Below are 14,503 nucleotides of genomic sequence, written 5' to 3' on the forward strand. Positions count from 1 at the left end.
TCGCCACCGCCCGCACCCAGCCCGACCGGGAACAGATCCACCGGCTGCTGCACCGCTTCTACGCCCGCTGCGCCGCCACTGACCTGCCCGAACTACACCGGCTCGCCACCACCATCGAGACCTGGTGGCCACAGATCCAGGCGTTCCTGACCACCGGCATCACCAACGCCGGCTCAGAAGGCACCAACCGAGTCATCAAAACCGTCGCCCGCGACGCCTACGGCTTCCGCAACCCCGAGAACCAGCGCCTACGCACCCGCACCGCCACCACCCGACGCCACCGCGGACAACTCAACCCCGCTTAACTTCGATGAGCCGAGAAAGACCAGCGCGGCGGCCCCGCCGAGTGCCACGATCCGGGACAGGCTCCTCATGTGATTCCCCTTGTCAGTGGGAGTGACGGTGAAACCACGGTAGTGCCGCCTGTCTATAGTGGTCGTAGATCAGATTCGATGGCTTGAGGATGGCGGAGTGGAACCACCGCGCTGACTGCGGCCGGCTCAGGCATCGCTTGCGCGGGGCGGTTTCTGGCCCAGCGGCAATGCGCGCCGTACGATTGAGAAGATAGACGATGGTCGAATACTTGTGCCTGCAGGAGTTGCGGCGCCGGAGCCAACGGCTAAAGGACGACAAGCGGCGGTTTGCCACCATGGACGAAACTTCGGACGGTGTGGAAAGGACGGTCCGGTGACAGGGGTGGAGTTGATCGCGGCGGCATTGGCCGCCGCCACAACGGCGGGGATCACCAGTGGTGTGCAGGACGCGTACGCCGGATTGAAGGCTCTGCTCGTCAAACGACTGGCCGGGCGTACCGCGGCGCTGGAGGCGCTGGAGGCGGGGGAAGCCGAGCCGGGAGTGTGGCAGACGCGCCTCGGTGAGGACTTGGCCGCCTGCGGCGCCGCGTCCGACGCGCAGATCCTCGACGCAGCCCGGGCGGTGCTGGCCCGGTCCGGCCCGACCGGGACCTACACGACCTACACCGTGGAGAACAACCACGGTGGGGCGGTCGGGCAGTTCAACGGCCCGGTGACGTTCGTGCACGCACCGCCGGCCCCCCCAGCTACGCCGGGGACGGTCTAGGGTCATCCGTCCCCGGCACCGCCAGCACCGACCCCCAGGTAACGGCCAGCAATATCCAGAACAACTACTTCAGTGTGCACTTTCCCGACCCGGTGGAGACCGCCGCGCAGAAGCTGGGGAGGGTGGTGCTGGCGCAGTGGAGGCACGAGGCCGCTGTACGCGGTCTGCAGGACCCGGTGCCGATCCCCGTTCGGTGGCGCACGGCACCCAGCGAGAAGCTCGGTGACCATCTTCACCTGACGGGGGATCCAGTCGACGGAAGCGCCGCGGATCTCGGTTCCTTCGCCAGCGCATTCCTGCGACTGCGGCAGCGGCGACTGGTCATACTCGGTGGAGCGGGCAGCGGCAAGACGACCCTGGCTGTGTTGCTGGTGATCGAGTTGCTGCAACGGATGCGGGTAGGGCACCCGGTCCCGGTCCTGCTGTCGCTCGCCTCCTGGCGGCCCCGGGTCGAGCACCTCATCACCTGGTTGGAGCGGCAGCTGCTGCGCGAGTATCCCTACCTGTGCGTCGAGACGGTCCGCGTCCTCATCCAGGATCGGCGCGTTCTGCCGGTCCTCGATGGCCTGGACGAACTGCCCGCCGCCGAGCGGCCGGCAGCGATGCGGGCGCTCAATTCCGTCCTCGCGGCCGGTGGCCCGCTGGTGCTGACGTGCCGGACCGATGACTACGCCGAGGCGATCAATTCCGCTTCCGTGCTGCGCTCGGCCGCCGTGGTCCAGGCCGAGCCTCTGGCCGCCGAGGCGGTCTCGGAGTATCTGCTCGAGTGCGCAACGCCGCTCCACCAGGACCGCTGGCAACCGCTCACAGACGCCCTGACCCGGGATCCGTCCAGCCCTGTGGCCAAGGTCCTGTCGGTTCCGCTGCTGCTGTGGCTGTGCCGCGTCGTCTACGAACGCGCGACCCCGGACAGGCTTCCCGGTGAGCTCGCCGATCCGCGCAGCTTCCCGACGGCCGAGATGATCGAACGTCACCTACTGCAGGCGCTGGTCCCGTCGGTCTATCCAGGCGGTCCGCAGCCACCTGCCCAACCCGATCGAAACGCGCCGCGCGGGTGGTCCAGCCTGGACGGGGACCGGGGCCACGAACGGGTTTCCCGCTGGTTCGGCTACCTCGCCCAGCACCTCGGGCAGCGTCGCAAGCCTGACCTCGCGTGGTGGGAACTGGGCACCGCCATGCGCCCACTGCCGCGCATGATCGTGGTCGGACTTGCCTCCGGGGCGTGCCTCGGGCTCACGGTCTGGCTCGTGGACTTCCTCCTCTACATGCTCACCTACGCCGACCCCTCGCGTGGACTCATGCCCAGGCTCACCGGAGGACTCGTCTTCGGATTCGTGGACGGGCTGGTCAACGGCATCCCGGCCGCGCTGGCTTTCATGCTCATCCACGGGTGGGCGATCAGGGGCACGGCGCTTGAGCCGTCACGCGTACGGATCCGCATCCGGGGCAGGACGGGACAGTCGGATGTCAGGTCCCTCTCTGAGATCCTCGCGCGGGCCAGGATAGGGCTCATGGCCGGATTCGCGGCCGGGGCCGGGATCGGGTTCCTGTTCGGGCTGGGCAACGCGCTGCAGTTCAGAAATGCCGTCGGGCTCGTGGCCGGGCTGACGACCTCGGTCGTGTTCGGGGTCGCGTTCGCGCTCGGAGGCGGGCTCGCCGGAGGGCTCATGGCCTGGACTGAAGCTCCTGTCGACATCGAGGCCGCCTCCGACCCCCGAGGTCTGCTGGACCTCAACCGTAGGACGGTGTTCTTTCAGTGGCTCACGATCGGGCCCTTGTTCGGGCTCGTGACGGGACTCGGGGTCGGGGTGATCGTCAAGCTCCTGAACGGATCCCTGTGGGGCGTCACGCTCGTGTGGACTTTCCCAGGAGGGCTCAGGTTCGGGTTTCTCACCGCGCTCGGAGGCGGGCTCGGAGCCGTGCTCAGCCTGACAGCCTGGGGGCAGTGGGTGGTCCTCGCGCGCATCTGGCTACCACTGACCCGGCGGCTGCCCTGGCGGGTGATGACCTTTCTCGAGGACGCCCACCAGCAGCGCGGCGTACTGCGCCAGGCCGGCGCGTTCTACCAGTTCCGCCACAGCCGACTCCAAGATCACTTCGCCCGTCCGCCGGAACATCGCGACCAGTAGCCAGTCCGGCGAGTGGGCCTTGCGATCGATCACGCCACCCGCTCAACCCGGCGCAAGATCATCCTCGATGCCTGCATGCTACCTCTCGGGTGCCGACGTCGATGGGCACTCCTCACGGCTGGCGCCAGAACAACCACCGGCTGCGTCGGCGTCCAGCGGGCGCGGTGGGCGCCGGGGATCTGTTCGACCTTGCGGCGCAGTTGCAGCGGCGTGGGCAGGAGCAGATCGGTGGGGAGCGCCTCGCGCTCCAGGAAGCTCATGATCCACCACGACTCGTCGTAGGGCAGGCCCCGGCCGGGGATCGGCTTGCCCGCCCCGGGCAGGTTGTCGAACTCGCCGCGCTGCTGCGCGGAGCGAATCTGCGCCTCTACCGCCGCTTCCCATCTGTCGACCATGCCCCACACCTCCCCCATCCACCGTAGCCGCCACGCTTCGGCGCCGTGGACGACGCGGCCGTTCCCGGTGGGCCCGAGCGCCGCGACGTACACCGGACCTCAGGAGGCGTTGCGGTACAGGTCCCGTCGCTCGGGTAACTGCTCGAGGCCGGCCGACCGGTAGGTGGCGACGGCGCCGACGTTGGAGCTCGGGGTGCACACGACGACGCTGGACGAACCCAGCTGCTGCAGTGCCCGCGCCGCGGCGAACGTGACCGCCCGGCCGTAACCGTGACCGCGGTGTGCCCGGTGCACCCCCATCGGCTCGATCAGCCCCAGTCTGCCCTCACCCGCCGACCACACCGTCACCGCCGCCACCGCCTCGCCCCGCTCGTTGCGAACGACCAGACACCGCGCGTCGACATACGGCGCACCTGCCGCCATCGCGCGCCAGCGCTCGTCGGTGAACGTCGACCCGTCGAACGACGCCCGCAGGACCGCGGCCCATTCGTGCGCCTGTTCCGGCCCGATCACCTCGACCCGAACACCCGGGTCCGACACCGGCCCGCCGAGGTCACACCGAAGTGGCGTCCACGGCTCGCCACTTGCCCAGCCGTCCTTGAGCAACAGGTCCTGAACCAGCGCACCCGTCGGCGCCTCGACATACGCCCTGCCCTCGAACAGCACACCACGCTCAGGCGCCGACACGTCCTCGACCACCTGCCGCGCCAACTCCTCGTCCCGCAACGCCTGCGGCGCGAACGCCAGCCGTAGCAACTCCGCGCCATCCAGCAGCCCGACGGCCAGAACCTTCCCTGCCCGACTCCAGGTCCGTGTAGCCGCCGCCGTCCGCTGCGCACCGAACCGCCAGAACCACCCCACATCCCCCGGATGCAACTGCACGGGCCCTGCGTCGTACTGCCACTGCCGCAACACCCGCACCACGTCACCGAGTCCGTCGACGCCCGGGGCACCCATCTCAATCGGCATCCTCCGAGCACACACCACCCCGCCGATCCTCCGCACCCGGGTTTCCCACCGGCAGTCGTCGCCGGCCTCGTCGTGATCGTGTGCGCACTGTGGCAACGGCCTACCCGAACACGCTCGCGCACGGATGGTGCGTGTTTCCTGACGGCACCCCGCGCCGTCGCGGTGAGGGCGGTCAGTAGGCACGCCGGCGTACGTGCCGGTGCCCGTCGAGCGGGAACGGCGGCCGGGCCGGCAGCACCTCGACGAAGTCGTACCCGGTCTTCTCCGCCACCCGGCAGGAGGCCGGGTTGTCGATCTGGTGCAGCAGTTCCAGGCAGGTCAGCCCGGCCGCGGCGAACCGGGTGAAGGCCCACCTGGTGACCGTCTCCAGCGCGCGCGGCGCCACGCCACGTCCCCGGGCGTCGGCGGCCGTCCAGTAGCCCACCTCCGCCGCCGGCCGGCCGGGGACGACCTCCTTGAGCAGGACGGTGCCGACCAGCCGCTCCGTGTCGTCGGCGGCCTCGCACACGGCGAAGCTGAACCGGCGATCGGCGGCCCAGCCCTGCCGGCTGCGGGCCACCCACCGGCGGGCCTGCGCCGGTGTGGTCAGCGGCTGGCGGGTACGCGCCCGCAGCGTCGGATCCCGGTGCGCCAGCAGCAGCGCGTCGACGTCGTCGTCGCGCCACGGGCGTAGGACGAGTGCGGGGGCGCTCGCGGTGGCCGGCGCGCGCAGCGTCATGGACATGTGTGCAGTGTGGCCCGTCACGGTCCATGCCGGCAGCCCCGAATTGGCCGCTGCGCCCCGGTCGCGACGGCCGTAGGGTCGAGTGCCGGGAGCGACGGATGCGGGGGGCGTCGATGGTCACGGTGGGCGCGGTGGTGGGGATCGGGCTGGTGGCGTTGGGGCTGGTGCTCACGCCCGGGCCGAACATGGTCTACCTGGTGTCCCGGTCGGTGACCCAGGGGCGGCGCGCCGGTCTGGTGTCCCTGCTCGGGGTCGCCGCCGGGTTCCTGGTCTACCTGGCCGCCGCCGTGGCCGGCATCGCCACCGTGTTCGTGCTGGTCCCGCCGCTGTACACGGCGGTGAAGCTGGCCGGCGCGGCGTACCTGGGGTGGCTGGCCTGGCGGACTCTGCGCCCGGGTGGGCGATCGGCGTTCGCCCCGGCGCCGCTGCCGCCGGACCGGCCCCGGCGGCTGTTCACCATGGGCCTGGTGACCAACCTGCTCAACCCCAAGATCGCCATCCTGTACGTGTCGCTGCTGCCGCAGTTCGTCGACCCGGCGCGCGGGCACGTGGCCGCGCAGAGCCTGCTGCTCGGCCTGACCCAGATCACGATCGCCCTGACGGTCAACGCGCTGATCGTGCTCACCGCCGGGTCGGTGTCGACGTTCCTCATCCGCCGGCCGGGATGGGCGCGGGCGCAGCGCTACGTCATGGGCACCGTGCTGGCCGCACTGGCGGTGCGGATCGCCGCCGACCGCTCCCGCGCCGCCGTCGCTACGCCCTGAGCCCGGTCGGCGGGGTGCCGCCGGGCCGCTCGTGACGTGCCGGCAGGGCTGCGAGTGGTCAGTCGGGAGTCTCGCGGATCACGGCGACGCCGCCGGCCGGCACCACCACCTCGCCGTCGACCGGCGTGTCGGTGAGCAGGTCCATCCCGTCGGCCGGGATCCGCTGCGGCCGGTCGGTGTGGTTGACCAGAAACAGCCAGCTCGCCTCGCCGGCGCGTCGGCGTACCGCCTCCACCCCGGGCGGCGCGGCCGGGCAGACCGGTCCGACGCCGGCCGCGTGCGCCGCCTCGACCATCAACCGGCGGTACGTCTCGTCGTCCGGGCGGGTGGAGACGTACCAGGCGGCGCCGGCGCCGTAGCGGTGCCGGGTCACCGCCGGCAGCCCGTCCAGCACCCCGCCGACGTACGCGGTGACCGTCTCCGCGCCGGCCGGGCGCACCGTCTCGGACCACACCCGCCCGGTGCCACCGCGCGACAGCAGCACCTGCTCCCCCTCGGCGAGGGGATGGAACTCCTCCACCCGCAGGCCGAGCAGGTCGCGCAGGGCACCCGGGTAGCCGCCGAGCCGGACCCGGGCGTGTTCGTCGGCGACGCCGCTGAGCCAGGTGACCAGCGCGTGCCCGCCGCGGCGCACGTGCTCGCGTACCCAGTCGGCGGTGGCGTCGCAGGTGAGGTAGAGCGCCGGGAGCACCAGCAGCCGGTACGCCTCGACCGGGTCGCCGGGGACGACGACGTCGCAGGCGTACCCGGATCGCCAGAGCGCCCGGTGCGCGGCGGACACCTCGGCGTGGTGGTCGAGTGACGCCGATGGCAGGCCGGGGTGCTGCAACGCCCAGCCGCTGGCGGCGTCCCACGCGATCGCGACGGAAGCCTCGACCGCGCCGGCGTCGGTCTCGGCGATCCGGTCGAGGATCGCGCCGAGTCGTACCGCCTCGCGGTACACCCGGCTGTCCGGGCCGGCGTGCGGGACGAGGGCGGAGTGGAAGCGTTCGGCCCCGCCGGCCGGGGCGCGCCACTGGAAGAACATCGCCCCGCGTGAGCCGCGGGCGATGTGCGACAGGCTGTGCCGGGCCATCCGCCCGGGCTCCTTGGTGTGCATCCGACCGGGGGTGTAGATGTGGTTCGGGGCGCTCTCCATCAGCAGCCAGGCCGGTGTCGTGCCGTCGCCGGCGCCGTGCCGGGCCCAGCCCCGGGCGAGGTCGGCGGCGAACGCGCTCTGTTCCTCCGCGCCGCCGTCGACGGCCGACGGGTAGTGGTCGATGGCGACGAGGTCCACCTCCCGGGCCCAGCGGGCGTGGTCGACCGGCACCCAGTCGCCCAGCACGTAGTTGGTGGTGACCGGCACCCGGGGGTTGGCCGCGCGCAGCAGGTCGCGCTGTTCGACGTACGCGGCGAGCAGGGTGTCGGACCAGAACCGACGGAAGTCGAGCAGCTGGCCGGGGTTGGCCAGGTACTGGGTGGCGCGCGGGGTGCTGATCTGTGCCCAGTCGGAGTAGTGCTGGCTCCAGAAGCTGGTCACCCAGGCGGTGTTGAGCGCGCCGAGGTCGCCGTGGCGTTGCGCCAGCCAGGTGCGGAAGGCCGCTGCGGTGTGTTCGCAGTGGCAGGTGGTGCCGTACTCGTTGTGCACGTGCCACATGGCCAGCGCGGGGTGCGTGGCGTACCGGTCGGCCAGCACCTCGGTGATGCGGCGGGCGGCGGTGCGGTACGCGGGCGCGGCGGCGCAGTAGGTGTCCCGGCTGCCGTGGTGCAGCCGTACCCCGTCGGCGGTGACCGGCAGCGCGCCGGGGTGGGCCAGGGAGAACCAGGGCGGGGGCGACGCGGTGGGGGTGGCCAGCGCGACCCGGATGCCACCGTCGTGCAACAGGTCGAGGACCTGGTCCAGCCAGTCGAAGGTGTACCGGCCGGGGGCCGGTTCCAGCCGGGACCAGGCGAACACGCCGACGGTGACCAGGTTGACCCGGGCCTGGCGCATCAGCGCGACGTCCTCGCGCCACACCTGTGGCGACCACTGCTCCGGGTTCCAGTCGCCGCCGTAGCAGAGCCGGCCGTCACCCCACATGACCCACACCCCGTCCACTTTGTTGAGTAGGCGTCCAAATTATGAACAACGTTTGCCCATGTCAATGGCGAGCGAGGTGGCAGCCGTCGCCGGAGGTCGTTGACAGTTTGTTGGGAAGCCAAAGAAACTGGCGGGACCGCCGGACGCACCTCCCCCGTAGAGGAGACCCCATGCCCTACCGCCCGCCACTGGTCCCGTACGAGACCTTCGTGGCCGACCCGCCCGACCTGCCCGTGCGGGCCCCCGGCGAGCACGGGACGGCCGTCGTCACCCGGGCCGAGGTCGGCGGGACCGACCCGCACGGCGTCACCCTCACCGCCGTCACCTCCGCCGGGGACACGCTGGTCGCACGGGTGGAGGCCGCCGGCGACGGGGTGATCCGGGTACGCCTCGCCGACGACCTCGCCGCCCGCAGCCGCTCCGCCCGGGCCCTGCCGCTGGTCCACCCGGCCGCCCATCCCGCCGAGGTGACCGTCACCGGGGGCCTGGTGAGCGTCGACGCGGGCGCCGTGGTCGCCGAGATCCGCCTCGACCCGTGGCGGCTGCGCTTTCGCACCGCCGACGGTCGGCTCCTCGTCGAACAGGACCCGGGCACCCAGGACATCAGCGGCCGGCGGCGGACCCTGCCGTTCGGCCGCTCCAGCGCCGACGGCGCTCCCGTCGCCTGGCACGAGAGCTTCGTCGCGCCCGGCGACGAACGCTTCGTCGGCTTCGGCGAGAAGTTCACCCCGTTGGACAAGCGCGGCCAGCGGGCCCTGATGTGGAACTTCGACGCCTTCGGCGGCGAGTCCGACCGCTCGCACAAGAACGTGCCGCTCTACCTCTCCGACCGCGGCTACGGCGTGCTGGTCGACAGCGGCCTGCCGGTGCAGTTCGACGTCTGCCAGTCCACCCACAGCAGCGTGCAGATCCTCGTCCCCGACGACCTGCTCGACTACTACGTGCTCGCCGGCCCCACCCCGGCCGAGGTGCTGGACCGCTTCGACGCCCTGACCAGCCGGCCGTACCTGCCGCCGAAGTGGGCGTTCGGCGCGTGGATCTCCTCGGGCTTCTTCCCGGACAGCCAGCAGCGGGTGCTGGAGCGGGCCCGGCTGATCCGCGAGCGTGGCATCCCCTGCGACGTGCTGCACCTGGACTGCTACTGGCAGGTCGCCGGCCGCTGGTCGGAGCTGCGCTGGAACGACGAGGCGTTCCCCGACCCGACCGGGATGCTCAAGACCCTCGCCGACCAGGGCTTCCGGGTGTGCCTGTGGATGAACCCGTACCTGATGACCGGCAGCCCGCTGTACGCCGAGGCGGCCGAGGCCGGCTACTTCCTGCGCCGCGCCGACGGTTCCACCTACGTCGCCGACGTCTGGCACGGCAGCTACCCGGCCTGCGCCATCGTGGACCTCACCAACCCGGCGGCGGTGCGCTGGTTCAGCGGGCTGCTGCGGCCGTTGCTCGAACAGGGCGCGGCGGTGTTCAAGACCGACTTCGCCGAGGGGGTGCCCGCCGACGCCGTCGCCCACAACGGGATGACCGGGGTCGAGCTGCACAACGTGTACGCGCTGATGTTCAACGACGTGGTCGCCGACGTCACCGAGGAAGTCACCGGACACCGTACGGTCTGGGCCCGCTCGTCGTACCTGGGTGGGCAGCGGCACAGCGCCCAGTGGAGCGGGGACGTCAACGCCACCTGGCCCGCGCTGGCCAGCACCCTGCGCGGCGGGCTGTCGCACGGGCTGTCCGGGGTGCCGTTCTGGAGCCACGACACCGGCGGCTTCCACGGCACCCCGGAGCCGGAGCTCTACGTCCGCTGGACCCAGTTCGGGGCGCTCTCGCCGCTGGTCCGGCTGCACGGCACCACCAGCCGGCTGCCCTGGGACTTCCCCGCCGAGACCGAGCGGGACGCGGTGGCCGCGCTGCGGCTGCGCTACCGGCTGCTGCCGTACCTCTACTCGGCGGCGGTGCACGCGGCCCGCACCGGCGCGCCGATGATGCGGGCGCTGCTGGTCGACACCCCGGACGACCCGACCGCGTGGACCAGCGACCTGCAGTACCGCCTCGGCGCCGATCTGCTCGTCGCCCCGGTCACCGACCCGTCCGGGCAGCGCCGCCTCTACCTGCCGACCGGCGACGACTGGGTGGACGCGGCCACCGGCGAGCGGCACCCCGGCGGGCGGCACCTGCGGGTCACCGTGCCGCTGCGCCGGCTGCCACTGTACGTCCGACACGGCGCGCTGATCCCCGTGGTCGCGCCGGCCGACCGGACCTGGGACGGGCCGTTCCACGACGTGACCCTGCTCAGCTGGGGCGGGGTGGACGCCCGAACGGTGATCCACGACGTCGACGGCGACACCGTGGTCGAGGCCGTGCGCGACGGCGACACCCTGCACGTGCGTACCGACGGGCCGCTGCGGGTCGGGCGGGTGAGCGTGGTCGGCGACGACGCTGTGCGCCGGGTGCTGCTCGACGGCGAGGCGGTGATACCGGCGGTGTTCGAGGCGTGGTTCGCGGCGTGAGCGACGACGGCGCCCGACCCGGTGACCGGGTCGGGCGCCGTACCTCAGCCCTTCACCGCTCCGGTGATCACACCCTTGGTGAAGTGCCGCTGCACGAACGGGTAGACGATCAGCGCCGGGACGACGGTCACCACCACCACGGCCATCTTCACGGCCAGCGTCGGCGGGTACGCGGTGACCCCGGGCAGGCTGACCGCGGCCCCCGAGACGTTCGGCGACTGCCCGGCCAGGATGTAGCTCTGCAGCACCCGCTGGATCGGGAACTTGTCGTTGTCGTCGATGTAGAGCACCGAGTTGAAGTAGGCGTTCCAGTAGCCGACCGCGTAGAACAGGCCGACCACCGCGATCACCGCCTTCGACAGCGGCAGCATGATCCGGGTCAGGATGCGGAACTCGCCGGCCCCGTCGATGCGGGCGCTGTCGAGCAGCTCACCGGGGACGTTCATGAAGAACGCCCGGATGACCACGAGGTTGAACACGCTGATCGCGCTGGGCAGGATCAGCGACCAGATGCTGTCCTTGAGCCCCAGCCCGGTCACCACCAGGTAGCTGGGCACCAGGCCGGGGAAGATCAGGAACGTCAGCAGGAAGAAGAAGAGCAGGCCGCGGTGGCCCACCGACCCCGGCCGGGACAGCCCGTACGCGGCCAGCACGGTGAGCGCCAGGCTCACCGTGGTGCCGAGCACCGTGACCAGGGTGCTGATCCAGACCGCCCGGGTGATCTGCCCGCCGTTGAAGATGGTGAGGTACGCCGACGGGTCGATCTCGCGGGGCACCATCACCATTCCGCCGGCCGCGTCGATGGTCTCCCGCGAGGCGAGGCTGGTCACCAGCACCGCCCACAGGGGCACGAGCACGGCCGCCACGAGCAGCACGAGCACGACGCCCTTGCCGAACAGCCCGAGCGGCGTGGGCGGCTCCTCCCACGGGGGCCGCCGGTTGCGCGACCGTCGCGGTGGTACGCCGCCGGTCGCCGACGCCACGGTGGCGTCCTTGAGCTTCACGGTCATGACCGGGAGTACACCCCCTGCTCGCCGAGTCGGTGTGCCACCTTGTTGGCGGCGACGATGAGGATCAGGCCCACCACCGCCTTGAACAGGCCGGCCGCCGCGCCCAGGCCCCACTGCTGGGTGGCGATGGCCTGGTAGTAGACGAAGGTGTCGAGCACCTCGGCCGCGTCCCGGCCGACCGCCTCCCGTTGCAGGATGAACTGCTCGAAGCCGACCGACAGCGCGTCACCCAACCGCATGATCAACAGCAGGACGATCACCGGCCGCAGTCCGGGCAGCGTGATGTGCCACAGTCGCCGCCACCGTCCGGCGCCGTCGGCGGCCGCCGCCTCGTACAGGTTCGGATCGATCGCGGCCAGCGCGGCCAGGAAGACGATCGCGCCCCAGCCGAGGTCCTTCCACACCGCCTCGGCCGTGACCAGCACGATGAAGGTGTCCGGGTTGGTCATCACGTTCCACGGCTGCAGGCCGGCCTCGCGCATCTCCTGGGCCAGCAGGCCGGCTCCGCCGAGCATCTGGACGAAGAAGGTGACCACCAGCACCCAGCTGAAGAAGTGCGGCAGGTAGACCACGCTCTGCACGAAGCCGCGCACCCGCCCGGAGACCAGGCTGTTGAGCAGGATCGCCAGCATGATCGGCAGCGGGAAGAAGAAGACCAGCTGGAACGCGGTGATGGTGAGGGTGTTGCGCACCGCGTCCCAGAACAGCGGGTCGGAGAAGAGGACCTCGAAGTTGCCGAAGCCGATCCACTCGCTGTAGAGGAACGCCTCGATCGGGTCGTCGCCGACGAACGGGTTGTAGTCCTGGAAGGCGATGACGTTGCCGAGGGTCGGCAGGTAGTGGAAGACCAGCAGCAGCGCGGCGGCCGGCGCGGTCATCGCCAGCAGCGGCCAGTCCCGACGCAGCCGCGCACGCAGGCTCTGCCTCCTGGGCCGGCGGCGCCCGGGCGGGCGGAGGTCCCGCCCGGGCGGGGGCGCCTGGCCGGCCGCTTCCGGCGCGTCCACCGTGCCGGGGGCGCCCGGGCCGCTCATCGGCCGTTGTCGGCGAGCGCCTTTGCGAAGAACGCGCGCCCCTCCTCGCCGCCGGTGGCGAGGAACTCCTTCGTCACCTGGTCGAGGTCGCTGATCGGGCGGCGGCCCCGCAGGATGTCGCGGATCTTGTCGTCGGTCGGTTGCAGGACCTTCGACCAGTTGGCCGGCAGCTCCAGCTTGATCCCGGCGAAGAGGTCCTTCTCCATCAGGGTGATGTTCTTCCGGTAGTAGCCCAGGTAGTCCTGGACGTAGTTCGGGGTGTCGCCGCTGGTGACCTTCACCGCGGGGCGGCAGAAGTTGTACTGGCCGCCCAGTTCCTTGCGGCCCAGGTCACTGGGGACCGGGCTGCCGTCACCGCCGCGGGTGAAGTGCCGGCCCTCCGCGCCGTACTCGCGCAGCTCGAACTCGCGGCTGCCGAACGGGGCGGCGCACCAGTTGAGCACCCGCAGCAGCTCGTCGACCCGGTCCGTGCCGGCGCCCTTCTTGAGGAAGGTGAAGAAGACCGGCTTCTCGCTGCCCCAGATGACCGGCTGGCCGCCGTGCACCCCGAACACCGGCAGCGGCTGCATGTTGAAGCTGGGCAGCACCTTGGACTGCTCGCCCTGCAGACCCTGCCAGGCGCCGAGCCCGTCCTGGAACATCAGGATCTTGCCGGCCTTGAACAGCTGTTTCTCGTCGGCGCCCTTGCTGGCCACCGTGTCGGGGTGGACCAGACCGTCCTTGAAGAGCTTCGCGGTGAACTCCAGGGCGGCCTTGAAGGCGGGGTTCTCGAACTTGTGCTCCAGGCCGCCGCCGGGCTTCTTGCGCCAGGTCTGCTGGCAGCCGTAGAACTGCTGGACCATGTCGAAGATGCTGCCGAAGGCCCAGACCCCCTTGGCCGGGTCGGTGACCTTCCTGCCCAGCTCGTAGAGCTCCTCGGGCGAGGTCGGGGCGGCCAGGCCGGCCCTGTCGAGCAGGTCCTTGCGGTGGAACAGGGCCCAGGCGAACGGCCCGTCGGTCGGGTACGGCACCGCGTAGAGCCGGCCGCCCCAGACCGAGTACTCCCAGGCGCCGGTGGGCAGCGCGGCGAGGTAGGGATACTTCGCGGCGGCGTCGCCCTTGAGGTGCTCGGTGAGGTCCTCGAAGAGCGCCTTGGTCGCGTCGGAGAACCGGGCGACCTTGTCGACCTCCCAGTTGGGGACCATGAGCAGGTCGGGCACGTCGCGGGCGCCGAGCATCGCGTTGAGCTTGTCGGCGTACGTGGTGCCGTCCTGCAGGCTGGGGTTGACCTCCACGCCGAGCTTGGCGTTGACCGCCGCGAGGTAGGAGTTGCTGCCCAACGTCGGCGGGGTCGGCCCCCACCAGGGGCTCATGGTGCGGATCGGCCCGCCGCCCTTGCCGGGTTGTTCGGTGACCGCGTCGACGAGTTGTCGTGGGTAGCTGAGGTAGCCCTGGGGGATGGGCCCCTCGCCGGGGATGTCGGCCTTGAGCAGCTCGGCGGGCCTGTGCGTCGGCAGGACCTCACGGATGGCGTCGCCCTTGGTGGCGGTGCCCTTGCTGCCCGCCTCCTTGCTGCAACCGGCGAGGGTGGAACCGCCCACGGTGGCGGCGGCGCCGAGTCCGATCATCCGCAGCAGGGTCCGGCGGTCGGTGGATGCGCCCGGCAGGGACGGCTTCACGGCGCACTCCCTTCATCGTGTGTGTCGGGTTTCCGAGCGTCGGAGGCTCGGCTAGAGTTAGTTGGGGTTCTAGCCGAACAAACTAATCGACGGTGATCCGTCCCACAAGACAGTGGTGACCATGCCGCGACCGGGTGGACAGGCCCGGACACGGCGATGCGCGATGATGGACGCGCGGCA

12 protein-coding genes are annotated in these 14,503 nt (G+C 71.3%); 5 read left to right on the forward strand and 7 right to left on the reverse strand.

From position 1 onward, the window contains the following. The 3 genes from GA0070560_RS14345 to GA0070560_RS14350 all read left to right on the forward strand — a co-directional run. A partial coding sequence (locus tag GA0070560_RS14345) for a transposase (protein ID WP_139131495.1) occupies nt 1-305 on the forward strand: 305 nt, incomplete at its 5' end. 382 nt (nt 306-687) lie between these two features. Beyond that, nucleotides 688-1,080, forward strand: a complete 393-nt coding sequence (locus GA0070560_RS28715; RefSeq protein ID WP_170839408.1) for a hypothetical protein — start codon at nt 688-690, stop codon at nt 1,078-1,080. A 74-nt stretch (nt 1,081-1,154) separates the two neighbouring features. After that, complete coding sequence (locus tag GA0070560_RS14350; protein ID WP_170839409.1) at nt 1,155-3,209, forward strand: NACHT domain-containing protein; 2,055 nt, start codon at nt 1,155-1,157, stop codon at nt 3,207-3,209. A gap of 29 nt (nt 3,210-3,238) precedes the next feature. Here the strand turns inward: GA0070560_RS14350 and GA0070560_RS14355 are convergent, their stop codons facing one another. From GA0070560_RS14355 to GA0070560_RS14365, 3 genes are all read right to left on the reverse strand, one after another. Further along, complete coding sequence (locus GA0070560_RS14355; RefSeq protein ID WP_091297059.1) at nt 3,239-3,604, reverse strand: DnaJ family domain-containing protein; 366 nt, start codon at nt 3,602-3,604, stop codon at nt 3,239-3,241. Nucleotides 3,605-3,703: 99 nt separating this feature from the next. Further along, nucleotides 3,704-4,528, reverse strand: coding sequence for a GNAT family N-acetyltransferase (locus GA0070560_RS14360; protein WP_342670423.1), 825 nt, complete (start codon nt 4,526-4,528; stop codon nt 3,704-3,706). 217 nt (nt 4,529-4,745) lie between these two features. Further along, the gene (locus tag GA0070560_RS14365) at nt 4,746-5,297 is read right to left on the reverse strand and encodes a GNAT family N-acetyltransferase (RefSeq protein ID WP_091296565.1); all 552 of its coding nucleotides are present in this window, start codon (nt 5,295-5,297) and stop codon (nt 4,746-4,748) included. A 113-nt stretch (nt 5,298-5,410) separates the two neighbouring features. Between GA0070560_RS14365 and GA0070560_RS14370 the strand changes: the two genes are divergently transcribed. After that, nucleotides 5,411-6,061 (forward strand): LysE family translocator, encoded by a 651-nt coding sequence (locus GA0070560_RS14370; RefSeq protein WP_091297062.1) that lies wholly within the window; start codon nt 5,411-5,413, stop codon nt 6,059-6,061. A 58-nt stretch (nt 6,062-6,119) separates the two neighbouring features. Here the strand turns inward: GA0070560_RS14370 and GA0070560_RS14375 are convergent, their stop codons facing one another. Further along, nucleotides 6,120-8,120, reverse strand: a complete 2,001-nt coding sequence (locus GA0070560_RS14375) for a beta-galactosidase (RefSeq protein ID WP_091297065.1) — start codon at nt 8,118-8,120, stop codon at nt 6,120-6,122. Between the two features lie 170 nt (nt 8,121-8,290). Here GA0070560_RS14375 and GA0070560_RS14380 point away from each other — a divergent pair, with 170 nt between their 5' ends. After that, nucleotides 8,291-10,624, forward strand: coding sequence for a TIM-barrel domain-containing protein (locus GA0070560_RS14380; protein WP_091296568.1), 2,334 nt, complete (start codon nt 8,291-8,293; stop codon nt 10,622-10,624). Between the two features lie 44 nt (nt 10,625-10,668). On the opposite strand, the gene GA0070560_RS14385 is transcribed toward GA0070560_RS14380, so the two are convergent. The 3 genes from GA0070560_RS14385 to GA0070560_RS14395 are packed head-to-tail and all read right to left on the reverse strand — an operon-like array spanning nt 10,669 to nt 14,323. Next, nucleotides 10,669-11,634: a carbohydrate ABC transporter permease gene (locus GA0070560_RS14385; RefSeq protein WP_245675517.1), complete on the reverse strand. Its 966-nt coding sequence runs from the start codon at nt 11,632-11,634 to the stop codon at nt 10,669-10,671. Further along, on the reverse strand, nt 11,631-12,665 hold the full coding sequence (locus GA0070560_RS14390) for an ABC transporter permease (RefSeq protein ID WP_091296571.1): 1,035 nt from the start codon (nt 12,663-12,665) through the stop codon (nt 11,631-11,633). Before GA0070560_RS14390 ends, GA0070560_RS14385 begins: the two co-directional genes overlap by 4 nt. Continuing rightward, complete coding sequence (locus tag GA0070560_RS14395; RefSeq protein WP_170839410.1) at nt 12,662-14,323, reverse strand: extracellular solute-binding protein; 1,662 nt, start codon at nt 14,321-14,323, stop codon at nt 12,662-12,664. The genes GA0070560_RS14390 and GA0070560_RS14395 overlap by 4 nt, the downstream gene beginning before the upstream one ends. Nucleotides 14,324-14,503 lie beyond the last annotated feature (180 nt).

Source organism: Micromonospora halophytica (assembly GCF_900090245.1).
In the GTDB taxonomy this organism is placed as follows: Bacteria; Actinomycetota; Actinomycetes; order Mycobacteriales; family Micromonosporaceae; genus Micromonospora; species Micromonospora halophytica.